Here is a 19,827-nt window from a genome sequence, read left to right as displayed (position 1 = left end):
GCATGCCTGTTGTCCGCATGCCGTCATAGTTCCGGCGACCACCACAGCAGCAAGACAAAAAGCTCCCCACGTCTTTTCGAGCATGGGCTAGTCTAAGCTCAACCGTCGGCCGCGCGGGCAAAACGGTCAGAGTCAGCCCGAACCGTACGGCCGCGTGATCGCCTCAAGGAAATGCCCGTCGGGGTCGCAGAAGAAGATTCCACGGCCGCCGTCGTTGTGGTTGATCTGGTTTGCTCGGGAACGGGCAGGGTCCGCCCAATAGGGAATGTGCTCCGCGGTGATTCGCAGGAAGATCTGGTCGAATTCCTCTTCGCTCACCAGAAAGGCGTAGTGCTGCGGGGCGATGGCACCGCTCGCCTCAAGGAAGTCCAACGTGACACCGTTGTCCAACGCCACCGTGACGAAGGACCACATGGGTTGCGGCTTCGGAAGGCCGAAGATACGGGCGAGGAACTCCGCCGAGCGGTGCTTATCCGTGGCGTAGACGATGGTGTGGTTGAAACTGACAGGCATGGCTTGCTCCCGAAATGTTCGGCTACGTCAGGCGGGTGGGCGGTGCTCCGGTGCCGGCACCCGGTGCGAGGCGAAGAAGTCCCTTAGCAGGACCGCGCACTCTTCCTCGCGGACCCCGGCGTAGACCTCCACCCAGTGGTTAAGGCGGCGCTCGCGGAGGATGTCGAACACAGATCCCGCGGCTCCCGCCTTCTCGTCCCACGCACCGAACACGACGCGCGGAATCCTGGCCAGGACGATAGCCCCGGCACACATGGCACACGGCTCAAGCGTGACCACAAGAGTGCAATCCTCAAGCCGCCAACCGTCTCCGTCCTCGCCCACTTCGAGTGCGTGCCGTTGCAACGCAGCGGCAGCTTCGCGGATGGCGACGACCTCTGCATGGGCGGTCGGGTCCCCGTGCGCCTCCCGTTCGTTGCGTCCCGAACCCAGCACACCGCCGTCGGGCCCCAAGACGACAGCGCCAATGGGGACGTCGTCAGTTTTCAGCGCCAACCGGGCCTCGTCCAGGGCAAGGCCCATCCAGGCCATGTGGTCTGCGTGATACGGCTCGGTGGCGCTCATGTCTCAATGATAGTTTTGGGGGATGCGCACACTCGTCGTGGACCACCCGCTGGTCGCTCACAAGCTCACCGTACTGCGGGATAAGAACACCCCTTCACCGGTCTTCCGGCAACTCACGGAAGAACTCGTCACCCTCCTGGCCTATGAGGCCACCCGCGAGGTCAAGACGCAGCCAGTCGAGATCGAGACCCCTGTCACCAAGACCATCGGCACGGCATTCACCAAGCCCACGCCGCTGGTGGTCCCCATCCTGCGCGCAGGCCTGGGCATGCTTGAGGGCATGACCAAGCTGGTCCCCACCGCTGAGGTCGGCTTCCTGGGCATGGCCCGCGATGAAGAAACCCTGGACATCATCACCTACGCCGAGCGCCTCCCCGAGGACCTCACCGGCCGCCAGATCTTTGTCCTGGACCCCATGCTCGCCACCGGCGGCACCCTGCGCGAAGCCATTAAGTTCCTCTTCAAGCGCGGAGCTTCCGACGTCACCTGCATTTGCCTGCTGGCTGCTCCGGAAGGGTTGTCCAAGCTGGAAGAAGAGCTCTCCGATGCCAACGTGAAGATCGTCCTCGCGTCGATTGACGAGAAGCTCAACGAGAAGTCGTACATCGTGCCCGGCTTGGGCGACGCCGGGGACCGCCTCTACGGGGTGGCCGGCTAAGGGGAGACCCCTACCGGTTTCCCACATCTTTGGCTGTGCCGCGCTTGTAGTAACTGCGGTGGGCTCACGGGCAGCCATGCTCTGACTTTTACTTGCTTGCCAGTTCACGCCGGTGGTGCCATGACCCTAAAGCGGCGCCCATATCCCTCGTCATTCTGAGCCTCTAACTTGTGTCTGCTTATGGCAGACTAAGTGGTCCTGAATATGGTTCCCGTCACGTTTCGTGCCCTGAGTTCACTTCCATAGCGGGCGGACCCTCCTCCCGAATTGTGATGGGGGACGAATGCGATTGAAACAATTCGCTGCACTCGCTAGTGCTTCGGCCATAGTCATTTCTCTGCTGGGGCCAGCGGCTGCGCAAGCCAAGGAACATGATAAGACCGGAAAGGAAACTGCCGAGACAGCGGCCGCTGTTATCCAGGAGGCCGTGGTCTCCGCGGGCCAAGACTCGGCTGCTGCCGTGCAACCGCACGCAGAGTCGTCCGATTCGGTAACAACTAACGTCAGGGAATCGACCGTCGAAGTTTCAAAGGACGGAGGAGATGGCACTGCATTGCTGGACGGAGGCGCCGACGGGTTGCAACTCTCGTTGGAACTGCCGACGAGCGGTCAGGCAGACGATGCTGCAGTGGCCGAGGATGGTACAACCGTCTTTGCGGACCCAAACAGACATACAGACGTTGGAATTCAAACGCTTGAAGACGGCGCCGTTCGGGCATTGACGGTCATAAATGACCGGCAAGCGCCTACCCGCTACGACTACAAAATTGATGCTCCTGAGGGCGTAGCCCTCACGCTGGCTGACGGTGGTGCTATTTCAATCAAGGGCCTGGATGGGTCGGATCAGGGCATGATCCTTCCAGCTTGGGCGGTCGATGCGAACGGCACGGCAGTGAGAACCCATTATGAGGTGTCGGGGAATACCGTGACCCAAGTCGTGGAACATAACACGCCAGGTCTCGCATACCCAGTGGTCGCCGATCCAAAGGTCTACTACGCATGGTGGCAGCTATTCAGTTGGTCAGAATGGGCTGGAACAGCTACTACGGCATGAATCAGCTTTCCATTGAGCTTTCTGGTTGGGGACGCTACGACGCTATCTTCAATGCTGGTCAATTCTTGAGCTCGGGTTGGAACCTTCTCCGAACGAAACATTCATCATGGATGTTTACAGCGTCCATGTGGCAGCAATGGGAATGCCATGTGCTTGGAGGGATGGCTGAATGGGGAACCTTCGACTTAGAGTACGAACGTTATTCAAATCCAAATTGGCGAAGCCGGATTGGAATGTGGCCCATATCCCAGACCTGTAACTGGTAGCCAAAGGAGGACTTGGCGATGCCGAGACATGCCGTGCATAAGTGGGTCCTGCTGGGAACTACGCTGTTTCCGTGGGCACTCGGATCCTACGCCGTCTACGTCACTTCGGCGCAGTTTTCCGGTCTCGGCATCTTCGAGTCCTACCGGGCATTTGAGGCCGGTTCCAACCTAGGCAATGCCTTGTGGTTCCTTCTTTGGACAGGGATCTCTGCTGCGGTGTGTTGGTTTCTTGTGCGAAGACCGGGCCCCATCGGAGCGGTTCAATCCGGGTGTCACGCACTATACTGCTACGGCACTCCGGCCGCCCTACTGGTTTTTCCAGACGCAGCCATGGGTTTCGCGGTTTCGCACGTCCGGGCGTTCACAGACGACACTGTCTTGCATTCGCCCGTGGTCGAGTTTCTTGTTGTCAGCGGCATGGGGGCTTTGGCCTGCGCTTTCGTCATGTCCCTCGTATTCAAGATAAAGAAGCCGCGTCGTGAGGCTTAGGCTGCCGAAATCAAAGACCCCTACCGGTTTCCGCCATGCCCCGTTAGCCTGTGGCGCATGGACTGGAAACTTGAACTGGTATTTGTCCCTGTCTCCGACGTCGATCGCGCGAAGGACTTCTACGTCAACAAGGTTGGTTTCAACGCCGATTTCGATGAGCGTCCCACGGACGGCATCCGCTTCGTGCAACTGACGCCGCCGGGTTCGGCGTGTTCCATCGCCATCGGTGAAGGTCTCACCGACGCCCCTCCGGGTTCGGCTCCCAACCTGCAAGTGGTGGTGGCGGACATCAACAAGGCCCATCAGCACCTCAAAGCCAACGGGGTGGAGGTCAGCGATGTCGACGTCCAGGACTGGGGTCACTTTGTGTACTTCGCTGACCCTGACGGCAACCAGTGGGCGGTGCAGTACCTTCCGCAGCGGCCGAATGGCTAAGTCACACTTCAGCACCACCCCATGAGCGTGCGGCAGGATGGAACCATGAGCCATCCTGCCGCACCCGTGCTGACCGTCCGCGCCGTCCTCTTCGACATGGACGGCACACTGGTTGATTCCACGGCGGTGGTCGAGCAAGTGTGGCTTGAGTTCTCCGAGCGCTACGGCCTGGATTACAACGAAATCCTCCGCACCTCGCACGGCGTCCAAGCCGGCGATACTGTTCGCCGTTATGCGCCCGCTGATGCTGATTTCGAAGCCTTGACGGCTGAACTTGGTGAGATGGAGCGTTCCCGGACCGACGGCGTGATCGCCCTTCCCGGGGCAGAAGCCCTGCTGGCAGGACTCCCTGATGACGCCATCGCCTTGGTCACCTCAGCAGACCGCATCCTTGCCGATATCCGCATGCAGGCGGCCGGACTCACCATGCCGTCCACTGCTGTCACCGCGGAGTCCGTCACCCGTGGCAAGCCGCATCCGGAGGGCTATCTGAAGGCGGCGGCGCTCCTGGGAGCCGACCCGGCCGACGTCGTGGTTTTCGAAGACGCACCTGCCGGTATTGCCGCCGCGCGCGCCGCGGGGATGCGGACCGTTGTGGTGGGCAAGGCCGCTGCCAGGCACAATGCGGAGCTTGAACCGGGCATGTGGCGGATCCCGGACTACTCGGCAGTGACGGTCACCGCTGTGAAGGACGACGACGGCGGGCACCTCCTGACGCTGACCCTCTAGTACTGCCGGGTTAAAGACTGTTCCAAGCGGTGAACCGGGCGTAGGCTGTGCGCATGTCTGCGATGCCGGAGGCGTACGGTGCTGCATTGGAGCGGGCCATGGTCCACGCCGGTGATTGGCTCGCGTCGGTCCCAACACGTTCAGTCCGCCCTTCGTCCGACGCCGATGAGGTTGCCAGGAGCATCCTGCCGAGCCTCCCTGACGAAGCCACTGATGCCGCCGAGGTAGTCGACGAGCTCGCTGCACTGGCTGAGCCCGGCCTGATGGCGATCCAGTCCGGACGGTTCTTTGGGTGGGTCATGGGCGGAACCCTGCCCGCTGCCATGGCCGCAGATTGGCTCGTCTCCGCCTGGGACCAGAACACGGGGCTCCGCTTCGCCACCCCGGCAGCCGCTGCCATCGAGGAATCAGCCGCCGCGTGGCTTCTGGACCTCCTGCACCTTCCTGCAAGTGCCGACGTCGGATTCACCACTGGCGCAACCACCGCCAACTTCGTTGGGCTGGCAGCGGGCCGCCAGTACCTGATGGACGAGGCAGGCTGGGACCTTGAGGCGCTTGGCCTCAATGGCGCCCCACCCATCACCACGTTTGCAGGACGTGAACGCCATGCCGCAGTGGATCTGGCTTTGCGGTACCTCGGCTTGGGGGCGTGCATACCTGTTGCCGCTGACGAAGAAGGCCGGATCCTGCCGGACGCGCTGGCCGATGCCATGGATCAGCAACCAGGCCCGTCGTTGGTCTGCCTCCAAGCAGGCAACCTCCACTCCGGCGCATTTGACCCCATGGAGGAAGCCATCGCTGTGGCCCACGATCGCGGAGCGTGGGTGCACGTGGACGGCGCGTTTGGGCTGTGGGCGGCTGTGAGCCCACAGCTGCGAGGGCGGCTGGCCGGAGTGGAGGACGCGGATTCCTGGGCAACGGACGCCCACAAAACCCTGAATGTTCCCTACGACTGTGGTCTGGCAATCGTTTCCCGCCCGGAATCCCTCAGACGCGCCTTCAGCGTTCACACCAGCTACTTGATCGCCACTGAAACGGGACTGGGCGATCCGTTGGAGAAAGTTCCTGAGATGTCCCGGCGGGCCCGTGGAATCCCGGTGTGGGCTGCCCTCCGCCAGCTGGGCAGGTCCGGAGTCATCGCCATGGTGGAGCGGCTCGCGGCGAACGCGCGCGCATTGGCCGAAGGCCTCGCCGCGATCCCCGGAGTGGAGGTCCTCAACGACGTCGTGTTCACCCAGGTCTCAGTGAGCTTCGGCAGCGATGACCGCACACACCGCATAACCCAATGGCTCATGGCCGAGGGCGCGGTGTGGATGTCCGGGTCTTCGTGGCGCGGCCGCGAAATCCTCCGGATATCTGTGAGCAACTGGACCACCGACGCCGGGGACATTGCTGCATCAATCGCCGCCGTTCGTGGTGCGGTGGAAGCCGAACCGGAAGCCTGAGGAAGTACGTCGGGGGCTACTGTGCTCTGGCCTTCTGAAGGTAGGCCATCAGTCGAGCCAAGTCATCGGCACCCCAAGGAAGGTCCGCACTGATAGTTTGGCTGTTCTCCTGCCACGCTTCCCGGGCTGCGGCTTTGGTGTCCTCGCCCGAATGGAACATTTCCCCGATCCCGTCCCAGGAGCGAACCCAGTCCTGCACAGCCGGATCCGTCACGGAAGTGCCGGCGCGAATAAGTTCCAAGCCTTCCTCAACCAGCGTTGCCCATTGATGTTTTGCGGCCTCAATCTTTTCAGCGCCCAGTTCCTGGCGCTTGTCTGCAAGCTGTTGACGCTGTTCCGGTGTGAAGTGTTTTTCAAACACTGTGATCATCTCCAAGGTCGACATGAATTGTTCGGCGGTTGGCATGGTTGGAGTGTCCAGGCGGTCCAGAAGCTTGCCCAGTTGGATTTGAAGGGTCTGGACTTGTTGGGCGTGCTGCTGAACATGCCGCAGTTGCCGGTCCAGCAGGACACGCATGGATGCCAGGTCATCGTCCTCGGACATGTCCAGCACTGCCGTAATGGAAGCGAGCGGAATCCCGAGCATCTTGAGTGCCCTGATCCGATACAGCCGGCGAAGATCGCCCTCCCCGTACCGGCGATGACCGGAAGGCGTCCGACCGCTCGCGGACAGGAGGCCGATCTCGTCGTAGTGATGGAGCGTCCTGACACTGACTCCGCAGGCCCTGGCGAGTTCGCCGATGCTCCACTGTCCGCTCTCCGCTGTTCCCCTGGAAACTACGCTAAATCCTCACGCCACGTCAGGTGCAAGAGCCCTTCGACCAACCAAGGACCTGCCGATATGTACGGCGAGCGAGGCAACAGCCAGCGCTGCCCCCTCAAGCCAGCGATCCGGCGTCGTTATCACCGGCAGAACCGCAAGGGCGGCAGAAGTCAGCAACAACGTGAGCAAGAGCGTCAGCGGTCCTTGGAACCGCATGCGGGTGGCAACGGAGGTGAAAACAAGGGCGATGAGGTTTGCCTGCAGGGGATCCATAAAGCCGCGGAGCAGCAGGAAGACCATGACATCAACCGATGTCCACGCCAACGCCCTGAGGATGCTCTTGGGAATGCCAGCTTGCGGCGCTGGAGGTGTCCTGCCGATTTCCTGGCGAAGCCGGGTGAAGGGAACGCGCCCGCGGCCGAGGTCGCGGGTCAGTCGCGCCATGCCGCCCAAGTCGGCGAGGGCGGTGCGTACGACGTCGACACTCGAGTTGGGGTCGTCGGTCCAGTCGACGGGGACTTCATGAACGCGCAAACCACAACGTTCGGCGATCACCAGAAGCTCGGTATCGAAGAACCAGCCATCGTCCTTGGTGTAGGGAAGGAGGCGGTGCGCAACGTCCGCGCGGACGGCCTTAAAACCGCACTGGGCATCGGAGAAGCGGGCCCCGAGCACGGTCCGCAGCAGGGAGTTGTAGCTGCGGGAGATGAACCCGCGCTGCGGACTGCGGGTCACATACGAGGTCCGTGCCAGCCGGGTGCCGATCGCGAGGTCCGAGTGGCCGGAGAGCAGCGGCGCAAGGAGCGGAGCCAGGGCGGAGAGGTCCGAGGACAGGTCTGCTTCCATGTAGGCGAGCACTGGTGACGGTGAGGTCAGCCAGACTTGTCGGAGGGCGTTTCCCCGCCCCCTGTGCTGGAATCGAACCACCGTCAGTTCAGGGAGTTCGCGGGCCAGCCGTTCGGCGATCCGCAGGGTGTTGTCCGTGCTGGAGTTGTCCGCCACGGTGATCTGGAAGGTATGGGGAAAGGACTCCGTGAGGTGCCTGTGCAGCTTGCGCAGGCCCTCCTCCAGGCGCGATTCCTCGTTGAACACAGGGATGGCGACGTCAAGGACAGGTACGGCAACGCGGGTGTCAACGGGGGAGCGCCGAGGCAGCTGCCGGCCCTCCGGCCCTCCTTGCTGGCCAGCCGGCGACGCCGCGCCAGCGAAGCCCGCGGAATGGACCCGTCGTCGCAAGGAGCTGGTGGCTGGATCTATGAGCGTCATGCTTCCAGAATGGGCCCGCCGATTATGAGGGCTTTAGGCGGAAGCTGTGACCCCACTGTGAACTCCGAGGGGCAGCTGTGAAACGGGAAAACCGCGCCGGTTCCCGCCGTCCGCTCCAGTGGGTACTGGTGTGAGCGGCGGCAACCGGCGCGGTATCAAGCAGTCTGGTTTAGTACCAGTTGTTGGCCAGGTGGAAGGCCAGGGCAGCCGACGGGGATCCGTAGCGTTCCTTGATGTAATTCAAGCCCCACTTGATCTGGGTCTGGTAGTTGGTCTGCCAGTCAGCACCCGCAGTTGCCATCTTGGAGGCCGGCAGGGACTGGACAATGCCGTAGGCGCCGCTGGAAGCGTTCGTGGCAGTGGTCTTCCAGTTGGATTCCTTCTCCCACAGGGTGTTCAAAGCGGTCATTTCGCCGGCGCTCCAGCCGTAGTTGCCCAGGATGCTGGCGGCATAGGCCTTGGCGGCGGCGGGATCGTCCACAGCTTTCGGGGCTGCAGCAGCGGCGGCAGCTTCGGCAGCGGCGGCGGCAGCAGCGGCATCAGCAGCCTGCTTGGCGGCAGCATCTGCAGCGGCTTTCTCTGCTGCGGCCTGGTCAGCGGCAGCCTTTTCGGCAGCAGCCTTTTCAGCTGCGGCCTGGTCAGCGGCAGCCTTTTCGGCGGCAGCCTTCTCAGCAGCCACCTTGTCCGCTGCAGCCCGGTCAGCGGCGCCCTTTGCGGCGGCTGCATCCAGGGAAGCGGAGATCTCGGCTGACTTGTTATTGCTGACCTGGGCATTCGCCTGGGTCTCGGCAACGCGGCTCACCTCGGGGAGGGTCAGGGCGGCGTTGGCAGCAGTGCCGAGCGATGCAACGCCCAGTGCAGCAGCTACAACACCGGCAACAACCGACATGCGGTGGCCGGACTTACCCTGACGGGCGGCGTTCTTGAGGACAGCCTGCGACTTGGTCAACGGGGCGTTGTGTTCATCGCGGTGACGCGCGGAAGGGCGCGTCTGATCGTTAAATTCAGACATATGTGATTACCTCTCAGCGCCTGCGGAGTTAGCTGTCGGGTTCGGATGAGGTCATCCGGCCGCGCATCACGCTGCGGCTTCACCCCAAGGGCCGGCAAAAATGCCTGGGCCCGGAGACTCTGGGTCCCCCGTCTCTGCCTCGGAGAAAGAGCGGACTCCGGGAAGTGGCAGAGCTCGGCGCATCCCGGATGTGGGTCAGTTGGGGCGACCCACCCTTTCGACGGTACAGGAGGTTTCGGCAGAAGTCACATTTAGGTAACAGAGATCACGATGCCGGTGAGTCGCCTTGCCGGATTCGTTACACGCGTTCGTTGCTGACGGTAGGGAGTCGAAGGGCGAACTCCGTGCGCCCTGGACGCGAGGTCACCTCAACGCTGCCACCGTGCGCCTCCACGATGGATTCGACGATGGACAGGCCCAGCCCGGACGTGCCCTCGGACCCCGACCTTGCGGCATCGGCGCGGGCAAACCGGGAGAAAATCCGGCTTTGGAAATCTTCCGGAATGCCCGGGCCGTTGTCAGTCACGGTAACCACTGCGCTGCCATCGGCGGAGAGCATGACGCCCGTAACCACGGTGGTCCCGGCGTCCGTGTGTTTGCGTGCGTTGGAGAGCAGGTTGGCCAACACCTGATGCAGTTGCGTGGCGTCACCCCTCACAGTGATGGGTTCGTCCGGGAGCTGGAGTTGCCAGATGTGGTCCGGAGCCATGACTTTTTCGTCGCTGACCGTTTCGATGACTAATTGCGTGAGGTCCACATCCGTAACCTTGATGGGCTGGCCTTCGTCCAGCCTGGCCAGTAGCAGGAGATCCTCCACCAGTGTGGTCATCCGCTCGGATTGGCTTTGGACGCGAGCCAATGACTTCCGGCCGTCGTCGGTGAAGTTTTCGGTCATCCGCAGCAGTTCTGTGTAGCCGCGGATGGCGGTCAGCGGTGTGCGGAGCTCATGCGAGGCATCAGCGACGAACTGTCGAACCTTGGTTTCGCTCTCCTGCCGGGCTTCCAACGCGCTGGAGACGTTGTTCAGCATTTGATTCAGGGCATGGCCAACGCTGCCGACTTCCGTTCCGGGATGAGCGGCCGACGGGGGTACGCGCACCGCGAGCGCCACTTCACCGGCGTCCAGGGGCAGGCGCGAAACCTTGGTGGCCACCTCCGAGAGCTGTTCCAATGGCCGCATGGTGCGGCGGATGATGACCGTGCCCGCAAGGCCGATCAGCACCAGTCCGCCGAGCGAAACCAGCACCATGGTCCAGACCAGCGAGGCCTCGGCGCTCTGCTTGTCCGCAAGCGGCAGCCCTGTCACGATCACATCGCCATTGGTCTCGACGGCTACCAACCGATAGTCGCCGTTGGAGAGCGAACGGTCCACAGGGCGGTTGTCCGTGGGGAGGGACAGCAGCACTTGTTCGTCGGCCGCGGAGAGCGACACCCGGTTTCCCCTGGCATCGATCAGGCCCGAGCTGCTCACAATTGAGCCGTTGATCCGGGCGTTCAGCGTCCCGGCGGCCTGCCCGCGGGCCTCCAGCGGGTCAGGCCTTCCGGACCCAGGAAAGTTCGCCGGTGGCCTGCCGAAGTTGTTGGCGCGGCTGGATGCTTGCTCCAGTTGGCTGTCGAGCTGCTTGTTGAACACCATGTCCATGGAGGCGTAGCTCACCACGCCAACTGCTCCGCAAATGGCGACCAGCAGTGCCATGGCCACCAGAACCAGCCTGGTGCGCAAGTGCCACGTGGAGGGGTTCAGCCAACTGCGGCCCGACTTCCTGGCCACTCCTGAAAGTGTGCTCAACGCCTAGTCCGCTGGCTTGATGACGTATCCGGCACCGCGGATGGTGTGGATCATCGGCGGATGGTTGGCCTCGATCTTCTTGCGCAGGTAGGAAATGTAGAGCTCCACGATGTTGGCTTGGCCGCCGAAATCGTAGTCCCACACCCTGTCCAGGATCTGTGCTTTGCTGACCACGCGTTTGGGGTTCTCCATGAGGTAGCGCAGAAGCTCGAACTGCGTTGCGGTGAGCGGGATGTCCTCGCCTGCCCTGGTTACTTCGCGCGTGTCCACGTTCAGGGTGAGGTCGCCCACTACCAGCTCGGCGGTGTCCATCGCGGCGACGCCGGAACGCTGGACCAGGCGGTGGAGGCGCAGGAGGACTTCCTCCATGCTGAACGGCTTGGTGACGTAGTCGTCACCGCCGGCGGCCAGACCAACGATGCGGTCCTGCACGGCGTCCTTGGCCGTGAGGAAGAGCGCGGGAACTTCGGGGGCGAAAGCGCGAATGCGGTTGAGGACCTCCACGCCGTCGAATCCGGGCAGCATGACGTCAAGGACCAGGACGTCAGGCCGGAAGTCCTTGGCCAGCTTCACAGCTTCAGGACCATCGCCGGCCACGGCGACGGACCAACCTGCCATGCGCAGGCCCATGCTCATGAGCTCGGCCAGACTGGGTTCGTCATCCACCACCAAGGCGCGGATCGGGGAGCCGTCCGGGTGGGACAGCTGGGGAAGGTTGTTGGTCATGGAGTGCGAGGAGGCCATGGGACAACTCTCCATTCTGCTGGTTTGCCAGCGCTTTGCCGGTCCTGTGAGGACGCTGTGAAGTCAACACTAGCGAGGTGGGAGTCCGGAAACACGCGTATCCACAGGTCACAGGAGGGACTACTCCTCAACACAGCCCCCGCACAGCAGGGGCACTGACGCTGGGGGTCGTACGCAGATAAACATCATCAACGGAGAAGACAATGAACGAGCAAAACCAACCCCCGTTGCCTCAAGGCGCTCCTTTTGCCGGCAACACTGCCGAACCGGCGCAGAAGACCGCAGCAAGTGGCGGCTCATCGTGGGCTTGGTCGGAGTCGGAGGATGCAGGCCATCATGGGCCTGGCTCCCAAGGGTGGGGCAACCAGCAGGCGGGCCAGCCAAAAAGCGGCCTTCCGGGTGGCTGGACCGTGAAGCGGACCTTGATCGTCGCTGGCGTGGCAGTAGTGGTCGCCGCCGGAACCGCCGCGGGGTTCTACGCACTCGGCGGTGCGGGTTCAGCAGACGCCGCGAACGTGCCGCTGGGTCAGGGCGGGACCACCGGACCTGGTGGGCAACAGGAACAGGCGGTACCCGGACAGGGCGGCCTCGGCCAGGCGGCACCGGGCCAGATGGGCGGAAACATGGCTCCCGATGGACTCGGCATGGCTGGTGGGCTCAACGGGGCCATCCACTCGGAGTACGTGGTGCTTCGGGAAGAGGAATACGTGACCATGGCGGACCAGCTGGGAACCGTCAGCGAGGTCACGACGAACTCCCTGACCGTCAAGAGCGAAGACGGCTTTACGAGGACCTACGCACTCAGCGGCGAAACGACAGTGGCGCAGGGAACCAGGCAGCGGGGGAGTGCCACCAGCACGCTTACCTTGGCCGACGTGACTGCGGGCTCCACTGTTCGGATCACTGCCAGCAAGGACGGAAACAGCTACTCCGCTGCATCCATCCGACTGGCGACTTCCGGGCAGGGTGCGACGACGGGGCAAGGTACTGGTTCCGGGCAGGGCTCAACATCAAGCCTGGGTACCGCGTCCTGAAACCAAACGGGCAGTTTCTACAGCTTGTAGCAGATTTTCCTGCGAAAAATGCCGAACGAGGCGGCCAGCGATTGGACAACAACTGTTTCAGATCGTGAGATTCCGCTGCTGGGTGCTTCACAGGAACCTCGATGCATATGATGCCTGATTCGCCGAAGAAAATTCACTGGATTGCGAATATTTCTTGTTCCAGCCGAATGAAATGGCGTTCATTTATGAGGACAGCTGAATTGTGATTTGCAGCACAATAGACCTCTGTGTCTCAAAATGTGGACGGTTCGGCGCTTTGTTACTTGCGTGTTGCCATTGTTACGTTGCACACTTCCAATGTGAACAAGAACTCAACAGCACCTGCAGCCGCAGCAACCTGGCCCAGCACACCCGCTGGCCATGATGACCGCTGTTGTCGAATGCAAGCCTAACTTTCCACCCCAAGAAGTTTCAGGCATTCGCCCCCTAGCCCAGCGTTGGGCGCCCCTCCCCAAACTCATTGCGGGGACAACCAGCATTCGAAGCCGCGATGACGGCTATTCACTTTTGAGGTAAGCACTCCATGTCAGTTGCATCTGGATACGTCCACATCTCCGTCCGTAACGCCAATAAGGCAGCGTCAAACGCAGGGCTTCGCCCCGGTTTCGGCAACCGCCCCGGCTATGCCCCCGCACCCCAGGGCGCAGGGCAGCAGGCTCCCGGTTACGTTCCGCAGGGCTACAACCCCAACTCCTATGGTCAGTTGCGCGCAGTCCCCACCAGCGAGCCGGCACCCATGACGGCCCCCACTCCGGTGATTGCGCAGTCCGACAGGCTGCGCCCCGTTGCCAATGACAACGTGGCCCGCGGCTTCGTGCTCTACATGGGCATCGACGAAGAAACCGCAGCGGCTGCCGGAACCTCCATTGCCAAGCTCGCCCAGGAGATCCGGGCCTACGCCCAGTCTTTGGTGACCGGCGCTGAGAGCTACGCTGCCGTCGCTGTTGCCCCTTCGGGTGCACCCGGGTCAGCACTCGACGTCGTGCGTTCCACCTTCGGCGACCCCACTGTGGCCTCCCGCCAGCGCACGGAAGCTGCCCGCCCCGCGCCGCAGCAGGAAGCCCGCCCTTCCGGTGTGCTCATCGACCTCGCCCGCCGTGAAGTGCACCTCGACGGCGAATCGCTGAACCTCACGTTCAAGGAATTCGAACTCCTCAACTACCTCGTCGAAAACGGCACCCGCACTGTGGGCCGCGACGAACTCCTCGAGGGCCTGTGGCGCAACGCCGAAGAGGTGCCCAACGAGCGCACCATCGACGTCCACATCCGCCGCCTCCGCTCCAAGCTCGGCCGTCTCGCCAACACCGTCCGTACGGTTCGCGGCCAGGGCTACCGCTTCTACGAGCACCCCGAAGTTATCGTTTGGGCCGCTCCGGAATACTCGATCTAGCAAACCTCAAAAGCGCCCGTCTCCAGTCAGGAGGCGGGCGCTTTCGCGTTCGCGCAACTCCGTATGGCCCCACGGCGCCATAGCGCCGTCACCATGTCGGAACTGCCCTCCCCGGCTGAGGGGGACTCGGGTGTCAGCGTGTGCCTTCACCACCCACATTGGCCGGGTGCACCTTCGGCGCGCCAGGCTGCACCGCGTGTCCAGGGTGCCCGGGAGTTCAAAGTTGGTGGTGGCGCTACGCCCTGTGCGAGGGTCCGTGGCGGATAGGGTTGGTCCATGAGCGACCATCACATCAAACGGCTGGTGATCATGCGCCATGCCAAGGCTGATTGGCCCATGGGCGTGCCCGATCATGAGCGGCCCCTTGAAGAACGTGGGCATCGGGAGGCTCCCCTCGCGGGCAAATGGTTGCTCAAGCATGGCGTGGTGCCGGACTTCATCCTGTGCTCTTCTGCGCTGAGGACCCGCCAGACCTGCACCTGGGTCTGTGATGAGCTGGGTGACAAAGCGCCGACGCCGAAACTCGAGGACGGGTTGTATGCCGCTTCCGCGAACCGCATGCTGACGGTCATCAACCATGTACCCGACACCGTGACGACCCTGATGGTCATCTCGCACCTGCCCGGCGTCCAGGATCTCGCCATGCACTTGGCTTCGCGCGATTCGGACCACGACGCTTACATGGATGCCGCTACCCGCTACCCAACGAGTGCGTTGACGGTCATGGAAACGGAGAAATCCTGGGCTGAGTTGGACGGGCAGGATGCGCGGCTGACGCATTTCACGGTGCCGCGCCACTAGGACTCCGCCACTGCGCGGTCCGGCTACTACGAGTTGCTGGGGTCCCCGTAGGCCAACTGCGGCATGCACATGCAGCGGATCTCGAAAACCGGCAGGCCTGCAGCTTCTTCGCCGTGCCCCGTCGCGATGAGGTATTCGCCGTCGAACATGTATACCGGCAACTGAGGCGCCATGTATTCGTTGTACCGGCTGGGATAGACCCACTGCCCACGGATGTCGAAGGCCGGAAGTGCGTACGGATCCCGCCTGTTATGGGCGCTCGGATAGAGTCCGTCGTCGACCATGATGTAACTGACCAGGCCATAGGTGTGATGGTGGTTCATGTCCGTGGGAAAGAGGATTGCTTCCACAGTTGGGCCCCTTCAAGAATTCGACAGGCTGCGCTCCGGGAGGCGCAGGTAGCTAGGTAAGGTTAGCCTAAGCTAACTGTCTGCTTGGCGTCGAATGTTCCACTGTGTGACGTTGATCAACCTTGTGGGAGCGGTAGCTCGGAGGCCACCTCACGCAGCACGCGCACTGCCTGCCGGATGTTGGGGCTGGCAGTCATCGTTTTGCGGTGGACCACGCCAACCGACCGCTGCTGAACGGGGTTAATGACGGGAATGGCGACGACATCCCGCGGCAGAGGGGGCCTGCCGAGCCGTGGCACCAGCGCTACGGCCACACCCTGCTCCACCATCGCGATGTGGGTGGAGAAATCGGGATCGTAGACGCGGATGTCCGGAACCCGCCCCAATCCCGCGAAGATCTGAAGCAAAGCCTCATTGCAGATGGCACCCGTGGGCGTGCTGATCCAGGTCTCGTCCAGTAAGTCTTCACGCTCGACGGCGGTACGCGACGCGAGTGCGTGGGTGCTGTTGACGAGGACATCGGCTTGGTCGATGCAGAGATCCTCGTGCACCAGATTCTCGGGGATCACCAATGGGACAGAGTTCCAATTATGGACTACAGCCAGTTCCGCTTCGCCGGACGCCACCCTTTGGACGGCTTCGCGGGGGTCCTCTGCCAGCACGGTAATTTCCAGCTCGGGGTGGGCAGCCGCCATGCGCCCGAGCATGGGTCCCACCAGGCCCCGGCATGCAGTCGAGAAAGCCACCAACCTGAGGAGGCCCGAAGGTTTAGCGGGATCGGCCAGCAGTGTGGCCTGCAGTTCTTCCAGCTCGCCCATGATGCGTCGGCCGTAACCGGCCAACGCCAACCCGCGCTCGGTGAGGAGGACTCCGCGGCCGTTGCGCTCAAGCACTGTTACCCCGGTTTGTTTTTCCAGTTTCTTGATCTGCTGCGACACCGCGGATGGGCTGTAGCCCATCACATCGGAAGCGGCCACCACCGATCCGTGCTGCTCCACGGCCACGAGCGCCCTCAACGCTGAAATATCAATCATGAAGTAAATCTACGCTGTCCCATGCGTAAATCAACGCTGGTGCTTCAAGGTGAAGAACGCCAGAGTGTACTTGTGAACCTTCGCCACTCTTCCCTCGCCATCCTGGTCGCCGTTCTTTGGGGCATCAATTTCGTCGCGATCGACCTCGGCCTGCACACCAACGGCAGGGAAGTTCCTCCGCTGCTGTTCGTTGCCATGCGGTTCCTGCTGGTCGTCTTTCCCTTCATCCTGTTCATCCGGAAACCGGACGTGGGCTGGAAGGCGATCATCGGCGTCGGGCTCTTCATGAGTGCCGGGCAATTTGGCCTCCTGTACCTGGGCATGGCGCTCGGGATGCCCGCGGGCCTGGCGTCGCTGGTTCTCCAGGCCCAGGTCCTGTTCACCATCCTGCTCGCAGCGAGGTTCTTGGGTGAGCGGCCCAGCCGGCGCCAAATGGCCGGGGTGGTGCTGGGCATAGCGGGCCTGGGGGTGGTGGCTCTGGGACGAAGTGCCGTAGCGCCGGTCCTTCCGCTCATGATCGTGCTGGCTGCGGCACTGTCCTGGGCGATCGGCAATGTGGTGGCCCGGCATTCAAAGGCAGCCTCCGGTTTGGGCCTGGTGGTGTGGTCCGGCGCGGTGGTGCCGCTGCCACTGGCGGGATTGTCGTTGGTAGTGGACGGGCCGGACACCGTCTGGGCGACGCTCACGGACCTGCAGCCAGCCACCATCCTGAGCGCGATCTACACCGCGGTCTTCGCGTCGTTGGTGGGGTACGGCATCTGGAACCGGCTGTTGTCGCTGTACCCAAGCTCCGACGTCGTGCCCTTCACTCTGTTGGTCCCGGTGGTGGGAATGACAGCGGCCTGGCTGGTCCTGAACGAGATTCCCACCACCACCGAGATCATGGGTGGACTGATCCTGCTCCTGGGCGTTGCTACGGCAGTGCTTGGAGCCGGACGCAAGAACCGTCCGGAAGCCACCGTTGTGGGGCCTGCTCTGCGGCTTTAGATCCCGCGAAGGCGCGCAGAGCGGGCCCCGCAACGGGCCCTGGTCAATGGCTCCCGTCAGCGGAGGTTGAAGATGGTCCGGTGCCAGTCCTTCTCCGTGGCGCCCTCCAGTTCGAACATCACGTGCTTGACCTGGGTGTACTCCTCGAAGGAGTAGGCGGACATGTCCTTGCCGAAGCCGGATTGCTTGAAGCCGCCGTGGGGCATCTCGGAGATGATCGGGATATGGTCGTTGACCCAGACGCAGCCTGCCTTGATCTCCCGGGTAGCGCGCAATGCCCGCTGGAGGTTGTTTGTCCACGCTGAAGCTGCGAGTCCATAGACGGTGTCGTTGGCGAGGTGGATCGCTTCGTCATCCGTATCGAAGGGAAGGACCACAAGGACGGGCCCGAAGACTTCATCCTTGACGATCTCCGAGTCCGGCGCCGCGTCCACCACCAGCGTGGGACGGTAGAAGGCACCGTTTTCCAAACCCCCGCCTGCCGGAGCGTAGCCGCCGGCCACCACTTTGCTGTAGCCGCGGGCCCGATCCACCATTGCCGCTACGTGGTCCCGCTGCTTGAAGGAAACCAAGGGGCCAAGGTCCGCATCCTCATCACCGGGAGCGCCCAGGACGATCCCCTCAAAGCGGGTGGCGACTTTGGCCACGAACTCTTCGTAAACGCTCCTGTGCACGATTGCGCGGGTGGCTGCGGTGCAGTCCTGGCCAGTGTTGATGAGCGAGCCGGCTACTGCGCCATGGACGGAAGCGTCCACATTGGCGTCCTCGAACACCACGAAGGGGGCCTTTCCGCCCAACTCGAGATGCACGCGTTTGGCGTTGACGGCAGCAGCTTCCAGGACCGTGCGGCCAACGCCGGTGGAGCCAGTGAAGGAGACCATGTCCACGTCCGGGTGCCGCATGAGTGCAGCGCCAACGGTGGCGCCGTCGCCCACCACCACGTTCACCACGCCGTCGGGCAGTCCCGCATCCGTGAGCGCCTGGGCAAACATCAGTGAAGTGAGTGGCGTGATCTCGGCGGGCTTGAGAACAATGGTGTTGCCGGCGGCGATCGCGGGCAGGATCTTCCACGCGGCCATCTGCAGGGGGTAGTTCCACGGTGCGATGGATCCCACGACGCCAATTGCCTCACGACGGATGGATGAGGTGTGCTGCGCCGAGTACTCAGCGGCGGCCTTGCCTTCGAGGTGGCGGGCAGCTCCGGAAAAGAAGTCGATGTTGTCAATGGTTCCAGGGACGTCGAATTCGCGGGTCAGCCGCAGGGGCTTGCCCGTTTGCGAACTCTCCACCCGGGAGAATTCTGCTGCCCGTTCCTCCATGATGCGGGCGAACTTCTGCAGGATGCCGGCACGTTCGCCAGGGGTGGTCCGGGACCACGCGGGGAAGGCCGAGCGGGCTGCCGCCACCGCGGCTTCAAGGTCCGCCAGTGAAGCGAGGCTGACGGTTTCCACCAGCTCCGAGGTGGCCGGATTGATGACTGCCAGGCTGTTACCCGAGGTGCCGGTCAGGAGTTTTCCGTTGATGAACTGGTGCATGTGGGTGCCGTGCTTTCCCTGCCTGGCGGCGGTGCCAGGGCAGTGCTGAAGGGACGACGCCGGGTGGCGGCGTGCGTGCGATGAAGGTGGGGTGGGTGCGTGGGCGCCTCAGGTGGGAGGCCGCCGTTGGGAGGCCGCCGCAATTTGCAGGCGGTCAGGCCTGGGGTCGCTGCGTGCTTTCGCGCTCGGCGCTGTCCAGGATGGCCGCAAGGCCGGCGTGGAATGCCTTCAGGGAGTCCAGGTTTTGAAGGGCTCCGTGATGCTTTTCAAGAAGCGGATGGCCTGTGATTCGGGTGAAAATCCGGGGGTTGAGCCATGGGTCGTGGCCTTCTGAATCCGGGAGCCGCTGGATTTCCACGGCGATCCCGGCACCGAGGGCCAGGGTGTAGCTTTCCAGGGCTGCGTAGTAGTGCACCACGCGGTCCTCGGCCAGTCCGGCATCCGTCAGGCACTGCAGGACGAACTCGATCGCCTTCAATTCGCCGGGGCCATAAGTGTCCGTGGCGAACGACTCGCTGCCCAGCGAGGGGTGCTGCATGAAGACCCTGAGGAGTTCGTCAAGGTAGGCCTCAAGCCGGGTGCGCCAATCCTGCTCGCGTGCCACGGCCAGCGTGCGCTCCACTGACATCATGAACAACTTGTCCAGTGCTGCCCTGACGATTGCGTCCCGGTTCCGGAAATGCCGGTAGACGGCTGTTGCGTCCACCTCCAGTTCCTGTCCCAGCCGCCGGACGGTCAACCGGTCACCGAGTTCCTGGCTGGAGATTCGGAGGACGGCGTCAATGATGGCGGCAGGGTCCAGGCGGGTGCGGCGGTCCGTCGACTGTGCTGGCTGCACCATCAGTTGTCCGCCTTCCATGCGATCCCGGGTTGGTTATCAACCTACATGATTCATGGTTTCCTCCTCTCAAGGTCAAGTCAAAGTCTTTGTCAGCATTG

Annotated in this window: 20 protein-coding genes, 1 pseudogene and 1 riboswitch; of the genes and pseudogenes, 9 read left to right on the top strand and 12 right to left on the bottom strand. The window is 62.8% G+C overall.

Going from position 1 to position 19,827, the window contains the following annotated elements; all coding sequences use genetic code 11:
• Window positions 1–132: 132 nt before the first annotated feature.
• On the bottom strand, window positions 133–513 hold the full coding sequence (locus ACSSVG_RS06085) for a VOC family protein (protein WP_492417891.1): 381 nt from the start codon (window positions 511–513) through the stop codon (window positions 133–135).
• A 27-nt stretch (window positions 514–540) separates the two neighbouring features.
• On the bottom strand, window positions 541–1,077 hold the full coding sequence (locus ACSSVG_RS06080; RefSeq protein ID WP_231343302.1) for a nucleoside deaminase: 537 nt from the start codon (window positions 1,075–1,077) through the stop codon (window positions 541–543).
• Between the two features lie 22 nt (window positions 1,078–1,099).
• Here ACSSVG_RS06080 and upp point away from each other — a divergent pair, with 22 nt between their 5' ends.
• The 5 genes from upp (at window position 1,100) to ACSSVG_RS06055 (ending at window position 6,153) form a co-directional block, all read left to right on the top strand.
• Window positions 1,100–1,735, top strand: coding sequence for a uracil phosphoribosyltransferase (upp, locus tag ACSSVG_RS06075; protein WP_159704801.1), 636 nt, complete (start codon window positions 1,100–1,102; stop codon window positions 1,733–1,735).
• Between the two features lie 283 nt (window positions 1,736–2,018).
• Window positions 2,019–2,789, top strand: a complete 771-nt coding sequence (locus tag ACSSVG_RS06070; RefSeq protein ID WP_492417888.1) for a hypothetical protein — start codon at window positions 2,019–2,021, stop codon at window positions 2,787–2,789.
• An 812-nt stretch (window positions 2,790–3,601) separates the two neighbouring features.
• Window positions 3,602–3,979: a glyoxalase superfamily protein gene (locus ACSSVG_RS06065; protein ID WP_492417887.1), complete on the top strand. Its 378-nt coding sequence runs from the start codon at window positions 3,602–3,604 to the stop codon at window positions 3,977–3,979.
• 45 nt (window positions 3,980–4,024) lie between these two features.
• Entirely contained in the window at window positions 4,025–4,708 is a 684-nt protein-coding gene (locus tag ACSSVG_RS06060; protein WP_492417885.1) for an HAD-IA family hydrolase, read from the top strand.
• Window positions 4,709–4,761: 53 nt separating this feature from the next.
• Window positions 4,762–6,153: a pyridoxal phosphate-dependent decarboxylase family protein gene (locus ACSSVG_RS06055; RefSeq protein ID WP_492417883.1), complete on the top strand. Its 1,392-nt coding sequence runs from the start codon at window positions 4,762–4,764 to the stop codon at window positions 6,151–6,153.
• A 16-nt stretch (window positions 6,154–6,169) separates the two neighbouring features.
• Here ACSSVG_RS06055 and ACSSVG_RS06050 read toward each other — a convergent pair whose 3' ends face one another.
• The 6 genes and pseudogenes from ACSSVG_RS06050 to ACSSVG_RS06025 form a co-directional block, all read right to left on the bottom strand.
• Window positions 6,170–6,739 carry a MerR family transcriptional regulator gene (locus tag ACSSVG_RS06050; protein ID WP_492417881.1) on the bottom strand — a complete coding sequence of 190 codons (570 nt, stop codon included), beginning with the start codon at window positions 6,737–6,739 and terminating at the stop codon, window positions 6,170–6,172.
• A gap of 18 nt (window positions 6,740–6,757) precedes the next feature.
• Window positions 6,758–6,895: pseudogene (locus ACSSVG_RS06045) on the bottom strand (MerR family DNA-binding transcriptional regulator); the annotation flags it as partial.
• A gap of 48 nt (window positions 6,896–6,943) precedes the next feature.
• Complete coding sequence (locus ACSSVG_RS06040; protein ID WP_492417879.1) at window positions 6,944–8,182, bottom strand: dolichyl-phosphate beta-glucosyltransferase; 1,239 nt, start codon at window positions 8,180–8,182, stop codon at window positions 6,944–6,946.
• A gap of 169 nt (window positions 8,183–8,351) precedes the next feature.
• Window positions 8,352–9,194, bottom strand: coding sequence for an aggregation-promoting factor C-terminal-like domain-containing protein (locus ACSSVG_RS06035; RefSeq protein WP_231341399.1), 843 nt, complete (start codon window positions 9,192–9,194; stop codon window positions 8,352–8,354).
• Between the two features lie 3 nt (window positions 9,195–9,197).
• Window positions 9,198–9,357: riboswitch (cyclic di-AMP (ydaO/yuaA leader) on the bottom strand.
• A gap of 135 nt (window positions 9,358–9,492) precedes the next feature.
• Complete coding sequence (locus ACSSVG_RS06030; RefSeq protein ID WP_492417876.1) at window positions 9,493–10,983, bottom strand: sensor histidine kinase; 1,491 nt, start codon at window positions 10,981–10,983, stop codon at window positions 9,493–9,495.
• Between the two features lie 3 nt (window positions 10,984–10,986).
• Complete coding sequence (locus ACSSVG_RS06025; protein ID WP_090825045.1) at window positions 10,987–11,727, bottom strand: response regulator transcription factor; 741 nt, start codon at window positions 11,725–11,727, stop codon at window positions 10,987–10,989.
• A gap of 203 nt (window positions 11,728–11,930) precedes the next feature.
• Between ACSSVG_RS06025 and ACSSVG_RS06020 the strand changes: the two genes are divergently transcribed.
• The 3 genes from ACSSVG_RS06020 (at window position 11,931) to ACSSVG_RS06010 (ending at window position 14,982) form a co-directional block, all read left to right on the top strand.
• Entirely contained in the window at window positions 11,931–12,761 is an 831-nt protein-coding gene (locus tag ACSSVG_RS06020; protein ID WP_492417874.1) for a hypothetical protein, read from the top strand.
• 553 nt (window positions 12,762–13,314) lie between these two features.
• A complete protein-coding gene (locus ACSSVG_RS06015) occupies window positions 13,315–14,181 on the top strand; it encodes a winged helix-turn-helix domain-containing protein (protein WP_231341396.1) in 867 nt (288 codons plus the stop codon).
• A 276-nt stretch (window positions 14,182–14,457) separates the two neighbouring features.
• A complete protein-coding gene (locus ACSSVG_RS06010) occupies window positions 14,458–14,982 on the top strand; it encodes a SixA phosphatase family protein (RefSeq protein ID WP_231341392.1) in 525 nt (174 codons plus the stop codon).
• Window positions 14,983–15,008: 26 nt separating this feature from the next.
• On the opposite strand, the gene ACSSVG_RS06005 is transcribed toward ACSSVG_RS06010, so the two are convergent.
• Window positions 15,009–15,332, bottom strand: a complete 324-nt coding sequence (locus ACSSVG_RS06005) for a hypothetical protein (protein WP_492417872.1) — start codon at window positions 15,330–15,332, stop codon at window positions 15,009–15,011.
• A gap of 116 nt (window positions 15,333–15,448) precedes the next feature.
• On the bottom strand, window positions 15,449–16,366 hold the full coding sequence (locus ACSSVG_RS06000; RefSeq protein WP_492417870.1) for a LysR family transcriptional regulator: 918 nt from the start codon (window positions 16,364–16,366) through the stop codon (window positions 15,449–15,451).
• Window positions 16,367–16,438: 72 nt separating this feature from the next.
• Between ACSSVG_RS06000 and ACSSVG_RS05995 the strand changes: the two genes are divergently transcribed.
• Window positions 16,439–17,353 (top strand): EamA family transporter, encoded by a 915-nt coding sequence (locus ACSSVG_RS05995; RefSeq protein WP_492419155.1) that lies wholly within the window; start codon window positions 16,439–16,441, stop codon window positions 17,351–17,353.
• Window positions 17,354–17,409: 56 nt separating this feature from the next.
• On the opposite strand, the gene ACSSVG_RS05990 is transcribed toward ACSSVG_RS05995, so the two are convergent.
• Together ACSSVG_RS05990 and ACSSVG_RS05985 are read right to left on the bottom strand one after the other, a co-directional pair.
• Window positions 17,410–18,888 carry a gamma-aminobutyraldehyde dehydrogenase gene (locus ACSSVG_RS05990; RefSeq protein ID WP_492417868.1) on the bottom strand — a complete coding sequence of 493 codons (1,479 nt, stop codon included), beginning with the start codon at window positions 18,886–18,888 and terminating at the stop codon, window positions 17,410–17,412.
• A gap of 154 nt (window positions 18,889–19,042) precedes the next feature.
• Complete coding sequence (locus ACSSVG_RS05985) at window positions 19,043–19,729, bottom strand: TetR/AcrR family transcriptional regulator (RefSeq protein ID WP_492417866.1); 687 nt, start codon at window positions 19,727–19,729, stop codon at window positions 19,043–19,045.
• Window positions 19,730–19,827 lie beyond the last annotated feature (98 nt).

Source organism: Paenarthrobacter sp. E2MeOHC11 (assembly GCF_058744955.1).
This window is presented reverse-complemented; position numbering and strand designations above follow the sequence as displayed.

Coding starts and splice junctions, on each gene's coding strand:
- ACSSVG_RS06050 (WP_492417881.1), bottom strand. CDS start 6,739: ATGCTCGGGATTCCGCTCGCTTCCATTACGGCAGTGCTGGACATGTCC.
- ACSSVG_RS06025 (WP_090825045.1), bottom strand. CDS start 11,727: ATGGCCTCCTCGCACTCCATGACCAACAACCTTCCCCAGCTGTCCCAC.
- ACSSVG_RS06070 (WP_492417888.1), top strand. CDS start 2,019: ATGCGATTGAAACAATTCGCTGCACTCGCTAGTGCTTCGGCCATAGTC.
- ACSSVG_RS06080 (WP_231343302.1), bottom strand. CDS start 1,077: ATGAGCGCCACCGAGCCGTATCACGCAGACCACATGGCCTGGATGGGC.
- ACSSVG_RS06015 (WP_231341396.1), top strand. CDS start 13,315: ATGTCAGTTGCATCTGGATACGTCCACATCTCCGTCCGTAACGCCAAT.
- ACSSVG_RS06040 (WP_492417879.1), bottom strand. CDS start 8,182: ATGACGCTCATAGATCCAGCCACCAGCTCCTTGCGACGACGGGTCCAT.
- ACSSVG_RS06020 (WP_492417874.1), top strand. CDS start 11,931: ATGAACGAGCAAAACCAACCCCCGTTGCCTCAAGGCGCTCCTTTTGCC.
- upp (WP_159704801.1), top strand. CDS start 1,100: ATGCGCACACTCGTCGTGGACCACCCGCTGGTCGCTCACAAGCTCACC.
- ACSSVG_RS06035 (WP_231341399.1), bottom strand. CDS start 9,194: ATGTCTGAATTTAACGATCAGACGCGCCCTTCCGCGCGTCACCGCGAT.
- ACSSVG_RS06065 (WP_492417887.1), top strand. CDS start 3,602: ATGGACTGGAAACTTGAACTGGTATTTGTCCCTGTCTCCGACGTCGAT.
- ACSSVG_RS06000 (WP_492417870.1), bottom strand. CDS start 16,366: ATGATTGATATTTCAGCGTTGAGGGCGCTCGTGGCCGTGGAGCAGCAC.
- ACSSVG_RS06060 (WP_492417885.1), top strand. CDS start 4,025: ATGAGCCATCCTGCCGCACCCGTGCTGACCGTCCGCGCCGTCCTCTTC.
- ACSSVG_RS05990 (WP_492417868.1), bottom strand. CDS start 18,888: ATGCACCAGTTCATCAACGGAAAACTCCTGACCGGCACCTCGGGTAAC.
- ACSSVG_RS06055 (WP_492417883.1), top strand. CDS start 4,762: ATGTCTGCGATGCCGGAGGCGTACGGTGCTGCATTGGAGCGGGCCATG.
- ACSSVG_RS05985 (WP_492417866.1), bottom strand. CDS start 19,729: ATGGTGCAGCCAGCACAGTCGACGGACCGCCGCACCCGCCTGGACCCT.
- ACSSVG_RS06010 (WP_231341392.1), top strand. CDS start 14,458: ATGAGCGACCATCACATCAAACGGCTGGTGATCATGCGCCATGCCAAG.
- ACSSVG_RS06085 (WP_492417891.1), bottom strand. CDS start 513: ATGCCTGTCAGTTTCAACCACACCATCGTCTACGCCACGGATAAGCAC.